Source organism: Mucilaginibacter sp., assembly GCF_025359345.1.
Classification (GTDB): Bacteria; Bacteroidota; Bacteroidia; order Sphingobacteriales; family Sphingobacteriaceae; genus Mucilaginibacter.
Map to the genome: position 1 here is coordinate 92,627 of NZ_JANYGQ010000008.1, position 16,472 is coordinate 109,098.

Here is a 16,472-nt window from a genome sequence, read left to right on the forward strand (position 1 = left end):
TAATAAAAAATGAGGAGACCAACCGGATTTATTTGCTCGAATAGTAAGGTTTCCTCGGGAAATTATATTACCCGTAACTATGATGTTCGGTTGAAATCCCCTCGTGGCAAAATAAAATTCAACAAAACTAGTATACGCTATTTTACTTTAAGCATTGTTGTATTTTGGTGTAACTGTTCGGTTGCTTTTGGCCAGCTAAGTGGTGTCAAGAATATCCCGGGCGATTATATTTCTGTTACGACTGCAGTAAATGCGCTGAATATTGCGGGTGTTGGCAGCGGCGGTGTTACCTTTAACGTGGCGGCGGGATATACCGAAACTGTTGCTTCAACTATCTCGCTTACTGCAACAGGTACAGCAGCCAATCCCATTATATTTCAAAAAGACCCGGCCACAACTGGCAGTAACCCATTAATAACTGCATACACAGGGGGTGTGGGAACACCGTCGACTGCGGTACAGGACGGAATCTGGCGATTAATCGGGTCTGATTACGTGACTATTAATGGTATTGATATTACTGATAACCCAGCCAATACCACGGTTGCTGCTACAATGGAATATGGTTATGCCCTTTATAAGGCAAGCACATCAAACGGATGCCAGTTTGTTACTATCGAAAACTGCATTATTACCCTGAACAACTTAAATAACGCAGCTGGATCAGGCCCGATGGTAGATGGCTCAACAGGAATTGTAGTAATGAACGCGTTGTTCAGCACGGCCGCAACAACAATGACCCCAATAACGGGTGGTCAGAATTCAAACAACAAGCTATATGGTAATACTATTCAAAACTGTAATAACGGGATTGCCATAGTCGGCTATGCCGCTGCATCGCCGTTTACGTTAGCTGATGCCAATAACGATATTGGGGGGAGTTCGTCCTCCACGGGAAATACAATTATTAATTTTGGAGGCGCGGCAGCGGCGGCTAATGCAGCAAACGGTATTCGCACATTGGCACAATATGGCTTAAATATTTCATACAATACGCTTAACAGTAATAACGGAAGCGGCACAAATCACCCCAATATTTTACGCGGTATTTATATGAACGCTGCTACAAGCGCCAATGCATCAGTTACCTTTAATACCGTCACGGTAAAAGGTGGTGGAACAACCCAGGCATTGGAAGGCATCGAAAACGTTGCCGGAGCAACAGCAGCCTCCAACACAATTAACATCAGTAACAACATTATAACCAACAGTAACTATCCCACTGCTACAACGGGGGGATTTTACGGTATTCTTAACAACGGGGCAACTCCGGCCATACTTACCATAAGCAACAATACCATTTCCAATAACTCAAGTGCAGCTACCACTACCGGTTTTTTTTATGGGATTCAAAATAGTGGGGCGGCATCTTCAGCTAATATCAATAGCAATATAATATCAGGTAATTCTACGGCCGCTTTAACTACCGGTTTGTTTTTAGGTATTTATAACTCAGTATCCCTGCCAATACTTAACATCAACAGTAATACCCTATCGGGTAACTCAACTTCTGCATTGTCAGGAGTTTATTATGCCATTTATAATAAAGGAACGATAGCAACAACAATAAATATCAACTCCAATAATATCGGGACAAGTATTTCGCCCGCAATAAATTTTACAGCAGCAAATTCCGGCGCACAGGTATTAATCAATAATAATAAAGGGGGGGCGGCGGCCGCCTTGTCAATTAGCAATAATAATTTCTATAATGTTTTATATACCGTGCCAGGTACGGGGACCCAAACACTCATATTAAATTCGGCAGCCACATTCACACAGGCCATTAATGGCAACACGTTCACCAATATGAATGTGAATACTACCAATGTAACCTTTATCTCCAATAGTGTAATTGTGCCGTCGGGAGGCACACAGAATGTAAATGGCAATACTGTATCAGGTACATTTGCTAAAGCCGGGAACAGCGGGACTGTCACGCTGTTTTCAAGCGCAGCTTCTTCAGTTTCGGGCAGTGTAATTAATAATAACAGCAATAATTTTTCAAATATCTCAGTAAGCGGCGCAGCTGTTATAGCGGGGTGGGCCAATACCGACGCCGGCGCATCAAATAAAACAATCCAGAACAACACGTTCAGCAATTGGACGGCGGGTACCGGAGCAGTTACCGCTATGAATATAAACCTTACCGGCGCTACCAACAGCACCACCGGTAATGCTATAAATAATATTACAGGTGCCGGCACAATTGTAGGCATCACAACCAGTGCGGGGAATAATAAAATATATTCAAACACAATCAATACGCTTGCCACAACAGGGGCTGTTGCGGTTACCGGCATCGTGGTAAGCGGTGGTACAAATCAAAATATCTATGCCAATAAAATATACGATTTGCAGGCGAATAACGCTATTGTTGGTGCAACAGTTAATGGTATAATGGTTTCCGGTACAACTATTGTCAATGTAAATATCTATAATAATTTAATTGGCGACCTGCGGACGCCGTCATCGAGTGCAACGGACCCCATCAGGGCGCTGGACCTTATTTCAACAGCGGTTAATTCAACCATAAATGTATACTATAACAGCATTTATATAAACGCCACTTCAACAGGAGCTAATTTCGGAACTACCGGTATTTATCATACTACCAGCGCCACCGCCACAACCTCGGTTCTCAATTTAAGGAACAATATTGTTAACAATGTTTCGACGCCGAACGGAACAGGATTGACAGTGGCTTACCGCAGATCGACAACGGCCTTAGCAAATTATGCTTCAACATCAAACAATAATCTTTTATATGCCGGGCCCGCAGCAACAAACCGGCTCATTTTTTACGACGGGACCAATTCCGACCAGATATTATCCGCTTATAAAACCAGGGTTTCCCCAAGAGACGCTGCGTCAGTAACCGAAGATCTTTTTACATCTTCCAAGTTTTTGAGCACATCAGGCTCTTCAGCAGTGTTTTTGCATTTGGACCCCACAAAAGCCACTCTCGCAGAAAGCGGTGGCGTAAACATCGCAAATTTTACCATTGACTACGATGCACAGGCCAGACAGGGTAATGCCGGCTATACAGGTGCCGGGACTGCTCCGGACATTGGCGCCGACGAATTTCAAGGTTCAACAATTTCAGCTCTTTCGGGTACTTACAATGTTGGTACGGGGCAAACTTACACATCTTTAACTGCGGCAGGCGGATTATTTGCCGCTATAAACAGCCTGGGATTGAGCGGGAATGTCGTTGTCAATGTGACCTCGGACCTTGCGGAAGACGGAAGTAATGTTTTATACCCATGGGTTGAGCAAGGTTTGGGCAACTACACTTTAACGATACAAACAAACACTTCAACAGTTAAAACCATTTCGGGTAATGTGTTAACCGGCCTTATCCGCCTCAACGGCGCAAAACGGGTAACAATTGACGGGAGCAACGGCACCACAAGTAATTTTCTTACTTTCAGGAATACGAATACAGCAGGTACCACTGGCACGGGTTTCACCTTTATAAACGGAGCAAGTAACAATACTATTAAATATTGTAACACTGAAGCCTATGCAAACGCAACCAATGGTGTTATGCTTTTCAGTACCTCTACAGCTGCTGGCGGTAACAGTAGTAACGTGATAAGTAATTGCAGTATTAATGCAACCGTTAGCAGTAATACAGGGAATGTAGGCATCTACTCGGCGGGCACCGTTGGGAATGAAAACGCTACGAACACCATATCAAACAATAATATTTTTAATTACCGTGACAGGGCGCTGGATATAACCGCAACAGGCTCAAAAACCTGGACTATAAACGGTAATAGTTTTTATAACGGCGGCGTAACAGGAGCTATTAATTATGCAGCGGCTTCCACACTTCATGGTATCAGGATATTAGGCGGAACAGGTTACGCAATTCTAAATAACTATGTCGGCGGAAGCGCCCCGCTTGCTTCCGGCGCAAATGCCGTATATGCTTCAACGTTAGGAATTATATCGTACCAGGGGATATTGCTGACCACAAGTGCTGCAACACCCGCTTCTAATATCAAGGGCAATACGGTTGCAGGCATTTCAGTTTCTGCAGTTCCAACGTCAACCACGGCCGCCAACGTTTTTATAGGGATAGAGACCAACGGCTCCGGTATTAACATTGGAGGGAGTTTAACCGGTGATGGAAACACCATTGGGTCAAATACAGCCAACGGTTCTGTTACCGTAACCACAACCACTTCAACAGCAACATTTTTGTCAATAATAAGGGGAGTAAATTGCCTTAGCAGTGGCGGGCTGGTTACCGGTAACCAGGTGGGCAGTATTGACATTAAAAATATCGGGACCGCCCCGGCCCCATCTACATTTATCGGGATATTTATTAATAATGCAAGCCCGCCATCGCAGGTTAGTACTAATGTTATCGGCAGCACTGGTACAGGAGCGGCATCAAACAGTATCAGGGTACTTTCAACTTCAACCAGCACCACGACATCATTAACAGGTATTTCGGTAGGTGCATTGGTAACGTCAACCATACAGGTTAGCGGAAATATTGTTCAAAATTTAAGTTACCAAAACAGCAGCGCATTGGTCGGTAATCTAACGGGTATTTCCAGCGCTGCCATAACCCCTGCTTCGGTAACAATAACGAATAATACCATTACCGGCAACAGCACCAGTGCATCAACAGGCGGGCTCGTTGGTATATTAAGCAGTTCGGCCCCTGCTTCGGTTTCAATAAGTAATAACACCATTTCCAATAACTCAAGTACCTCCGGGACTACGGGGTTCCTGTATGGGGTTCAAAACAGCGGCGCGGCAGCAACGGTTTCTATTACCGGCAATATAGTATCCGGTAATACTACAGCACTATTGACCACAGGGGTGTTTTTGGGTATCTATAATTCATCAGCCACGCCCGTAATCAATGTAACTGGTAATACCATCTCCGGAAACGCTACCACAGCAGTATCGGGACCTTTCTACGCTATTTATAATTCGGGGGCGGTTACTACAACTATTAACATCAATAACAATAATATTGGAACCGGTTCGGGCGCTTCAAGCGCCATCACTTACAATGCAGCCAATTCAGGTACGCAAATAATGATTAATAATATAGCCGGCACATCCGCTGCCGCGCTTTCTATCAGTAACAATAATTTCCAGGGCATTAACTACGCCACGGCAGGCACGGGAGCCGCTACTTTAATATCAAATTCAGCCGCCACACTTTCGCAGGCAATTAATGGTAATACTTTTACCAATTTGAATATAAACACGGCAGGCAGCGTAATATTTATTACAAATAATGTGGCCGTATCGGCAACCGGCGCGCAAAATGTAAACAATAATGCAATTGTAACGGCTTTTACAAAGAAAGCGGGAGGTATCCTTACCCTGTTCACCAGCAGCACAGCAACTTCATTGGCCGGTGCGGTTATAAACAACAGCAATAACAATTTTTCAAATATTACGGTCACGGGTGCCACTACTATTGCAGGATGGGTGAATACCGACCCTGGCGCGGCAGCGAAAAATATTCAAAATAATACCTTCAGTAACTGGACATGCGGGACCGCCGCTGTCACGGCCATGTCGGTCAACATTGTAGGCTCAAGTAATGCCATCAGCGGCAACCTGGTTAATAATATTTCGGGAGGGGGCGCCATTACAGGCATTACGACTGGTGCAGGTAATACGAATATTTTTTCAAATACCATCAATACGCTCTCTTCCACAGCTGTTGCGGCGGTTACGGGGATTGCTGTGACCGGCGGCACATCCCCGAATATTTATAAAAATAAAATTTATGATTTAAGCAACAGCAGCACTACCGGCACAGTTAACGGTATGCTTATATCTGGCGGCACTACTGTAACCGTTTACAACAATTTAATTGGAGACCTGCGCACGCCCGCCGCAAACTCGGCAACTGACTTAATTAGGGGTATAAACATTACTTCGGCAACGGCATCATCAAGCATTAATATCTATTTTAATACAATTTATATCAATGCCAGCTCAACAGGGGCAAGTTTCAGTTCTACGGGTATTTATCATACAATGAATGCAACGGCGACTACTGCTGCGCTTAATTTAAGGAACAACAGTATTACCAATACCTCAACCCCCAAAGGTACGGGAACAACTGTAGCTTACCGCAGGTCGGGAACAACCCTTACCAATTATGCTGCTACTTCAAATAACAACCTTTTTTACGCAGGTACCCCATCTGCAACAAAACTTATTTATACTGACGGGACGAACTCGGACCAAACCATTGCTGCATTTATTACCAGGATGGCCACGCGCGATGCGCAATCGGTTTCAGAAAATATTACGGCTAAATTTTTGAGCACTACGGGTTCGTCCTCTGTGTTTTTACACATGGATAGCGCACAACCTACGCTTGTAGAAAGCGGCGCTGTAAATATTGGAGGTATTACTGATGATTTCGACGGGCAAATACGAGCGGGCAATACCGGGTATACCGGGTCATCGTCTTCGCCGGATATAGGTGCTGATGAAATTTTTGGCGTTGAAACCAATCCGCCAACAATAACTTATACATTGCTAACCAATACCACGTCTACAACAAACAGAAACGTTACGGGTGTTACCATTACCGATGCCAGCGGTGTTAGCGTAGCTACAGGTACAAAGCCGAGGATTTATTATAAAAGAGTTTCGGATGGCAATGTATGGTTAGATAACTCGCCGGGTACAGACGGCTGGAAATATACTGAAGCTACAAATTCATCGTCTTCGTTCACCTTTACCATTGATTATACGTTACTGCACGGCGGAGCTTCTGTTACGGCTGGGGTAATCCAGTATTTTATTGTTGCACAGGATGTGGCAACAACGGCGAATATTGCTATTAATTCGGGGGCTTTTACCGTTCCACCTGCAAGTGTTGCGTTAACATCGGCCGCCTTTCCGATAACGGGAACAATTAACAGTTATAATATCCCGTTTTCGGGCAGCTATAATGTGGGTAACACCGAAGTATTTACGTCTTTAACCAGGGCGAATGGTTTATTCGCGGCAATTAACACTGCCGGCCTGGCTGGCAATGCTACTTTTAACATTACTTCGGATATTGCCGAAGATGGTACAAACGCCCTAAACAAGTGGACAGAATCAGGAGCAGGAAACTATACTTTAACCATCCAGCCAGATGCCGCGACACTCAGAACCGTCTCGGGCAATGTTCTTTCGGGCCTTATCCGTCTTAATGGATCCAACCGCGTAACTATTAATGGGAGTAACGGTGGTAGCGGGGTATACCTTAGCTTTAAAAACACCAATACTGCCGGCACAACTGGAACAGCTTTCACTTTTATAAACGGTGCTTCAAATAATACTATTCGATATTGTGATGCCGAGGCATACGCAAATTCAACCAATGGCGTTATACTTTTCAGTACTTCCGGAGCTGGGGGAAACAGCGGCAACCTGGTTGATAATTGTATAATAAACGCAACGGTGGCATCGAATACCGGCAGCGCGGCGGTTTATTCTGCAGGCACGATTGGTAATGAAAATTCATCAAATACGATTTCAAATAATCAAATTTATAACTACAGGGATAGGGCAATAGATATTGCGGCGGCTTCAACAGGGTGGACCATTTCCGGGAATGATATTTTTAACGGGACCGTTACTGGTTCAATTAATTACGCCGCTGCCTCTGCACTTAATGGTATAAAAATTTCGGGCGGGGCGGGGTACACCGTATTGAATAACAATATAGGTGGCAATTCGGCAGGCGCATCCGGGATTAACGCGGTATATTCATCAAGTTTAGGGAGTATTACCTACCAGGGCATTTCATTAACTACCACCGGCGCTTCACCGGCCTCAGCCATTAAAGGTAACACCATAGCGGCTATGTCACTTTCTACCATCCCAACGGCAGCTAATTCAAATATTTTTTCAGGTATTGAGACCGGGGGGCAGGGAATAAATATAGGCGGCAGCGCTAATGGTGATGGAAACATGATTGGCTCTGCTTCGGTCAATTCATCGATAATTGTTACCACAACAACTACAACTGCCACTAACTCTTCGTTAATTAACGGTGTTAATTGTGCAAGCACGGGTGGAATTGTTATTGGTAACCAGGTAAGCGGAATAGATGTAAGCAATATCGGAGTGTCGGCCGCACCTTCAGCTTTCACTGGTATATTTATAAACAGCGCTTCGGCTCCGTCGCAGGTTAATGATAATGTTATCGGGAGTAGCGGAACAGGTGCCGTTAGCAACAGCATCCGGGTTTTACCGGCATCAACGGCCTTAACAACTTCCTTAACCGGGATTGTAACAGGGCCATCTGTGGCGTCATCGGTTCAGATTAATGGGAATACGATTCAAAACATCAGTAACCTGAGTACTACGTCGTCGGGCAGTTTTACAGGAATTAACAACTTAGCAAATAATTCGGCTGCTGTTATTACCATTACCCGTGATACCGTTAAATTCATCAGTACGGCATCGAACAATAATGTAAATTCAACCATTTATACAGGTATTTCGTCAGTATCTCCGTCTACAATCAGCAGTAATACGATTAGCAACCTTCTATTGGCTGCCACGGGTACTGCGGCACAAGTAAGGGGTGTTAGTGTAGCAGGGGCATTTAGCTACACCATTTCTGCTAACAATATCGCCAACCTGTCAACAGGATCTACTAAAACCGCTGATATAGAAACCGGCGATCCTTCGGGATACAATATTGTAGGGATACTGAACTTAGCTTCTGTGTCGGGGCAAGTCATGTCTGCGGACACTTTATCTAATTTTAGCGCGACGGCAACAAACGTTATCAACACGGCAGTCACAGGGATTGCGGTTACCGGAGGCGGAAGCCTCGGTAACATATTTAACAATCGTATCAGTGCATTTACCAACAAAGCTACGGGAACATCGCCGTTGCCGGGAATAAGTGGAATAATGGGAATTAACGGTTCTTTTAACGTTTACAACAATGCCATTAAACTGGATAATTCATCAAATACAAACGGTTTAAAAATCTACGGTATTAATGATGCGGCGGGCAGTAACTGGAATTATTTTTTTAATTCGGTAAAGATAGCAGGCAGCGCAACGGGCGCCGGGCGCACCGCCGGGTTTATCCGCACAGTAGCCGGTAACCTGACTTTAAGAAATAACGTGTTTGTTAATACTAGGACGGGCACAGGCCCCAATTATGCCATCAGCAATATTACGGTGCCCGTAGTTTCAAACTGGCCGTCAGGTGCCTCCAATTATAACGACCTCTACAGCAGTACTGCAGGAACAACCGGCGAATGGGGAAGTGGGGTAAGCCAAACGTTCTCACAATTTCAGAGTGCTTCAGCAGGCGAGACAAATTCAGCTAATTCAACTGTCACCTTCATTACATCTGTTTACAATTTGCAACCAGATAGCCTTACTAATTGCGCACTCAGTAATGTCGGAACTCCGGTAACAACCCCGGTTGCTATAAGTACCGACATAAATAATAGCCCGCGCAACACTATAACGCCTGATTTGGGCGCGTATGAATTTAATTTCACAGCGTTTGTTATTGTTGCTTCCAATAGTTCGCCGGTTTGCCTGGGCGGTACAGTTGACCTTTCGGTAGACCCGGGACTAACTTCAAACCCTGTTTATAGCTGGCGTTCACCGGCGAACACTATAATTTCGACGAGTCAGAACCCAACTGTAATGCCAATTGCTGGCTGGTATAAAGTAACAGTAACAGATGCCAACGGATGTTTTGGAGTAGACAGTACGCTGGTTACATTAAACACACGCCCTACGGCTACTTTAACCGGCAGCAGCGTAGCTTGCGCCGGCAGTTCGACAACACTTACGCTGCATGTAACAGGTAGCGGTGCAATTAGCGGTTCGCTAAGCAGCGGCGATGTTTTCAGTGGTACGGCACCCACAATTCCGGTTACAGTTACGCCCTTAACCACAACTACTTACACCATCGTCAGCTTGCAGGATTTAAACTGTTCGGCAGTACCATCTGATATCCCTGATTCTGTTAGCGTAGTAGTGGTGCAACCTGGCGGCTGGCTTGGCACCACAAGCAGTAACTGGCGTGACCCTGCTAACTGGTGCGGCGGTGTCCCTATTGCTACTACTAATGTGCTAATACCGGCAGGGTCATCAACTTTTCCGGTAATCAGCACAGGAACAAATCCTGTGAATGATATTACCATTGAAAGCGGCACCTCTTTAACCGTAACCGGGGCTGTATTGCAAATAGGAGGAGCAATTGACAACTCCGGAACATTCACCGCAAGTAACGGAACTATTGAAATGAACGATAGTTCGCCGCAAATTATACCTGCTGCCACATTTTCGGGAAATACAATTAATAATCTTACTATAAATAATAGTGGGGGCGTAACTTTAAACGGCACCCTAAACCTAAGCGGGGTACTTTTGCCTGCGGCGGGGACATTTAATACCGGCGGATTTCTTACGTTAACTTCCACAGCCACGCAAACGGCATTGATAGATGGCAGCGGGGCAGGCGCTGTGCTTGGTAATGTAACCATGCAGCGATACCTTAACGCAGGTTTTGGCTATAAATATTTCAGCTCCCCTTTCCAGGCCGCAACGGTAAGTAATTTTTCAAGCACAGTTGATCTGAATGCCTCTTTTTCCAATTTTTACACTTATATAGAAAATCAGGCAAGCTCTGGGTTTACGTCTTATTCAACTTCAACAAATGTCCTTAGCCCAATGCAGGGTTACGCAGCGGATTTTGGGGCGGCCACAGCGCAAAAAATAGTGAGCATAACCGGGGTTGTAAATAACGGAACGCTTTCATCGTCCTTATTCAACCACAATCAGCCCTATACACAGGGTTTTAACCTTGTTGGAAATCCTTACCCTTCGCCTATTGACTGGAACGCTTCATCAGGATGGACTAAAACAAATATCGACAATGCTATTTATTATTTTGATTCCGGCACGACCGACCAGTATTCCGGCGCTTATAGTACATTTATTAATGGGGTATCAAGCGATGGGGTTGCCAATAATATCATTGCATCAATGCAGGGCTTTTTTTTACACGTAAGCAATGGCACCTACCCGGTTGCCGGAACATTAGCAGTCAATAATAACGTTCGGGTTAACAACCTTAATCCCGTTTTTCATAAATCATTTAGCGCATTTGGCCCCGCACCGCGTATATTGGTACGGCTAAGCGCCAATTTTTCAGACAATTCTGCTTCGTCGGATCCGTTGGTCGTGTACACAGATGAAAAGGCGACGCCTGCTTTCGAAAAAAACCTTGATGCGTTAAAGCTCATGAATATAGATGATAAGCTTCCCAATTTATATTCGCTGCGTTCGGATGTCACAAAACTTGTTATCAATGCCTTGCCAAAGTTAGATACCCTTACCGTTATACCAGTGGGTTTACAAATAAGTAAAGACGGGGTTGTCAGCTTTGTTTTACGCGACGTGGAGCAATGGCCCGATAATTTGCACCTGTATTTATTTGATGCTAAAACAGGGCTTAGCCAGGACTTACAGCAAAATGCAAGGTTCGATGTCAGTTTAAAAAGTGGCACCTATGAAAATCGTTTTTCGTTACGGTGTCTTCCGTCAAAAACATCGGTTAATAAAACAGATATTTACTCGGTTTACGGATCGGGAGGCAAGGTATTTATACACATAAAACTTGTTGAGAATCAAAATGGCTATTTAATGCTTAGCAATATGAGCGGGCAAATTATGTCGCGTAAAACAATTGATGGGAATGGCGACTATGAACTAGATGGACATATGGTGGACGCGATATACGTAGTTTCATTTGTTACCGCAAAGGGCATGCACTCTAAAAAAATATTTTTGGTAAACAGATGAAAGCACACACAATATATATACTTCGCCGGAAAGTAGTGAGGATGACATTTTCGCTGCTGCTATTTATGTTGGCAAACGCTGCATTATATGCTCAACGTAAATCAGTCGTGCCGGAAAAACCTCCGCGGCCAATAACCATATATGTTAATCCGGCACAGGGATTAAGTTTTGGGGCATTTGTACAGGGAGGTTCTGGGGGTACCGTAATCATTTACGCAAACGGGTCAAGGTCGGTTACCGGGAGCGTTATCCAGGCAAACCTTGGGTTTTCTTTTTCACCTGCAATTTTCGAGGTTGATGCAGAACCAGGGACGCTTGTTACAATTGTTAACGGGCCTGATATAAGCCTGACTGGCAGTAACGGCGGCTCAATGAATATGCATATTGGCGCTTCAAGCCTGGGTTCGCCATTTATTGCAACTGCAGTATCGCCCAGTCGCACCCAGTTAAGAATAGGCGGAACGCTTACAGTCGGTAGCCCGCTTGCCAATCCCCCGGGTAATTACAACGGAACTTTTTCTGTGACTTTTATACAGCAATGATGCAACCAAATACAAACGCTATGCTTAACATCAATGCTTAAAAACAAGCATGGGCTTTATCATTTTCTTATCACTATAGGAAGGATATTTTCTATGGTATTGCTTTTAAATTTGTTTTTTTTACCGGTATCAATAGCGCAAACAGAGCCCGACTACGACGAGGTTTCGGTTTCTTTAAATGTGCTTCGCATAGGTAACACCGAAATGCCAGCCCTCGTTCGCGATCAGACCATCTATCTGCCCGTAAGTAACCTTTTTGATTTTTTAAAAATAGCAAATACTCCTTCTTTAGGCCGTGACTCATTGAGCGGCTTTTTCATTAATCAAACTGCTATTTATTTAATTGATAAAACTAATAATCGTATCAGGTATAAGGATAAAACGTTTGACCTGAAGCCCGGAGATATGATTAAAACCCAAACTGATTTATTTTTGGCTTCAGGTTTTTTTGGGAAGATATTCGCTCTTAATTGCACCTTCAGTTTTCGTAACTTATCGGTCGTCATAAATACGGACCTGGAATTACCGGTAATGCGCGAAATGCGGCTTGACCAAATGCGAAACAACATCAGCCAGCTTAAAGGCGAAGCAAAGGTTGATACCGTGGTCGGCCGGACGTACCCACTTTTTCATTTTGGTACCGCCGACTGGTCGGTGGTTAAAACGCGCGAAACATACTTCGGTTCAGATACCCGTGTAAACTTAGGGTTAGGAGGGTTGATTGCCGGCGGGGAAACAGACGTGTCGATAAATTATCATAGCACCGAGCCGCTTCGTGAAAGAGACCAATATTACCTGTGGCGACTGGCAAATAATGACAACCCGATGCTTAAGCAGGTAATGGCGGGTAAAATTTACGGTCAATCAATTGCATCCATTTATTCGCCGATTGTTGGCGTGCAATTAACAAACACGCCAACAACCTATAGGAGGTCGTTTGGCACCTATACCATCAGCAACATTACGCAACCCAATTGGGTGGTAGAATTATATGTAAATAATGTGCTGGTTGCCTTTGTGCATGCTGACGCATCAGGCTATTATACTTTTGAAGTGCCGCTGGTATATGGTAACTCGCAGATTAAACTGCGTTTTTATGGCCCCTCCGGCGAAGAGCGGTCGGTAGAGCAAAACATTAGCGTGCCGTTTAACTTTTTACCGAAAAACGAATTTGAGTATACCGCCAGTGCCGGGATTGTGGAAGATGGTCTCCATAGCCGGTTTTCGCGTTTAAGTGCTAATTACGGACTAAATAATACTTTAACTATTGGGGGAGGAACGGAGTATTTATCATCCGTTACATCAGGCGCAACCATGCCCTTTATAAATTCTTCTGCCAGGTTATTGAATAACCTGCTGCTATCAGGCGAATATACTTACGGCGTACGGGCAAAGGCAGTTGCAACTTATCGGCTCAATTCAGGCTTGCAGATTGAATTGAACGATACCTGGTACAAAAAGGGCCAGACTGCAATTAACAACACTTTTTCAGAAGAAAGAAAGGTGATTTTATCAGCCCCAATCAGGAGTGGTTTTTTCTCTGCATATACCCGGTTTACTCTAGATCAGATTATTCTTCCGGCTACCCACTATACTACGGCTGAATGGCTGATTTCCGGCGCCATTTGGAACCTGAATGCAACTATAAATACTTATGGACTTTTTATTGAAAATAACTCGCCCTATTATTACAGTAACCTCTCGATATCAGCCCGGGTTTTTAAAGGTTTCCTGTTTACCCAGCAGGCCCAATATGAATATAGCAGTAATAGGTTGATCGGCTTTAAGGAGGAATTGGAGCGCCGGTTTTTAAAAAATGGCTATTTGAATGTTTCCTATGAAAATAATATTTCCAGCCAAATCCAAACGGTTGAAGTGGGCATCAGGTATGATTTTTCGTTTGCGCAAACCGGATCTTCTATACGTAAAAGTAATTATTCAACAAGGTACTTCCTGTCCGCCAATGGTAGCTTAATAGCCGACCATCCCTCAAAATATTTCGGTTTAAATAACCACTCAAGCGTAGGAAAAGGAGGGTTAACTGTAATACCATTTCTTGACCTGAACCTTAACGGTAAAAGAGACCCCGGCGAACCAAGGGTTGCCGGACTGAAACTTCGTATTAATGGCGGGCGGGTTGAACAAAATATTAAAGATACCACCATCAGGATTACTGATCTGGAGCCCTATATAAATTACACTGTTGAATTGGACCCGCAAAGCTTCGACAATATTTCATGGCAAATGCGTAAACACAATTTCAGCGTGGCGATAGACCCTAATAAAATTAAGGTGATAGATGTGCCTATTACAGTTTCCGGTGAAGTTTCAGGTCACGTGAGCTTAAAAGATATAACCGGGCTAAAAGGGCAAGGTCGTATCATTGTGGGGCTGTATCGAAACAATAATGCAAAAATGGCTGCCCGGACCATTACCGAAACTGATGGATATTTTACTTATTTAGGATTACCACCCGGCGATTACGTAGCAAAAATAGATACGGACCAGTTGAAAAAATTAAATTTAGGGTCGGCCCCGGCGGCGATAAAGTTCGTTATCAAAAAGAGCACAGAAGGCTCGATAGTTGACGGGCTGGAGTTTACATTGACAAGCGCTACGGCAAATCCGACTCAAAAATCAACAAAACCTGTCGACTCTACAAGGGTTGATGATTTGAAAAAAGCGCCGGTTAAAATAAATGACGTTAAGGCAAATGACAACATCACCGATAAAGCTGGCGTTATTGAAAAAGCAAGACCGAATATGATCATCAATCCAAGCCGAAATGATAATGCCGTTATAAACAGGAAGGACTCAACCGCAGGTAAAGATAGGGAGAACGCTATTGCAATTGACCGCAGTAACAAAGCACAGTTTCCGTTTGAATACGATATTACGTTACAGGTTGCCCACTTTAAGTATATAAACGCTAAAGCGGCTATGGATTATCTTTGCAATAAATTGCATTATAATGCTTTGATTGTACCTGCAGGCCATTATTATTTTAATGTACGAATAACCGGAGTAGCTGACAGGCAGTTGGCGGAGGAAATAATTCGTATAATTAAGCACAAGGGGTTTCCGGATGCATATATTTTTGATTACAGAAGACCTCCCATCACCCAATAATACCTATAAACACTTTTGACATTATGGCAACATTTACATATTTTTGTTCAAATACATTCGTTAAAATCCTGAATTATAGCATGAAAACGGTATTTAAACTTGCGGTGACTTTAATTGCTGTATTTTCATTCCCGGTTTCATCATCGTTTGCCCAGGTTTCGGCCAATGCTTTAATTACCGGAACCATTGTAACGCCGATCAGTATCTCAAAAACTGTTGATGTTAATTTTGGGAACATAGCCATATCAGGTGCTGCAGGTACAGTTATTTTAGCCCCTTCAGGGGTTCGTACCGTTACCGGAGGTGTAACTTTACCATCAGTCTCAGGGACATTAACAGCGGCGTCTTTCACCATAACAGGCCAGGGCTCATACACTTATTCCATCACGCTGCCGTCGAGCCCCCTTACAATTTCAAGCGGTGCAAATAATATGTCAGTTGATAAATTCACAAGTTCAACGGCTGCTACAGGAACCCTGTCATCAGGAACTCAAACGTTTCATGTAGGTGCAACTTTAAATATCGCCGGTAATCAATCCGCTGGAACTTACTTTTCGGCTACTCCTTTCAATGTGACGGTTAACTACAATTAAGTTGTATGGTTCACTCTTATATAAAGATTGAATAAAGATCATGAACTACTACTAAATGATGGTAAGATATTGCCGCAAAGCAATGTCGGAGAAGGATCGACATTCATCTTCAATTTATCGGGTAGCTGATAATTCGTGGATGTTTATCACTAACGCAGCTACTATTTGTTTTTATTTAACACAGTGTCCCATTTTCAACGCTTAGGCACCAAAAAGCGCAAGGAGGGTGAAATGTCAAGGCCCTTTAGCTTTGCTTAGTGATTATTATCGAAACTATCTTGTTGACAAAGAATAAGGTGAACCAAGTCAAGGCCCAGGTTAATGACCTATGCTTCGTATTAGTCCTTTTCCAAGTCCTTTAGATTTTCTT

At 43.8% G+C, this 16,472-nt stretch carries 4 protein-coding genes; all 4 read left to right on the forward strand.

The features are described 5' to 3' along the window. The first annotated feature begins 9 nt into the window (after positions 1-9). The 4 genes from Q0R52_RS03725 to Q0R52_RS03740 all read left to right on the forward strand — a co-directional run bounded on the left by Q0R52_RS03725 (position 10) and on the right by Q0R52_RS03740 (position 16,102). Entirely contained in the window at positions 10-11,838 is an 11,829-nt protein-coding gene (locus Q0R52_RS03725; RefSeq protein ID WP_295792298.1) for a hypothetical protein, read from the forward strand. Next, positions 11,835-12,380, forward strand: a complete 546-nt coding sequence (locus Q0R52_RS03730) for a DUF4402 domain-containing protein (protein WP_295792301.1) — start codon at positions 11,835-11,837, stop codon at positions 12,378-12,380. The genes Q0R52_RS03725 and Q0R52_RS03730 overlap by 4 nt, the downstream gene beginning before the upstream one ends. A 33-nt stretch (positions 12,381-12,413) precedes the next feature. Further along, positions 12,414-15,509, forward strand: a complete 3,096-nt coding sequence (locus tag Q0R52_RS03735) for a hypothetical protein (RefSeq protein ID WP_295792302.1) — start codon at positions 12,414-12,416, stop codon at positions 15,507-15,509. A gap of 80 nt (positions 15,510-15,589) precedes the next feature. Beyond that, complete coding sequence (locus Q0R52_RS03740) at positions 15,590-16,102, forward strand: DUF4402 domain-containing protein (protein WP_295792303.1); 513 nt, start codon at positions 15,590-15,592, stop codon at positions 16,100-16,102. Positions 16,103-16,472: the final 370 nt, after the last annotated feature.

Coding starts and splice junctions, on each gene's coding strand:
- Q0R52_RS03725 (WP_295792298.1), top strand. CDS start 10: ATGAGGAGACCAACCGGATTTATTTGCTCGAATAGTAAGGTTTCCTCG.
- Q0R52_RS03730 (WP_295792301.1), top strand. CDS start 11,835: ATGAAAGCACACACAATATATATACTTCGCCGGAAAGTAGTGAGGATG.
- Q0R52_RS03735 (WP_295792302.1), top strand. CDS start 12,414: ATGCTTAAAAACAAGCATGGGCTTTATCATTTTCTTATCACTATAGGA.
- Q0R52_RS03740 (WP_295792303.1), top strand. CDS start 15,590: ATGAAAACGGTATTTAAACTTGCGGTGACTTTAATTGCTGTATTTTCA.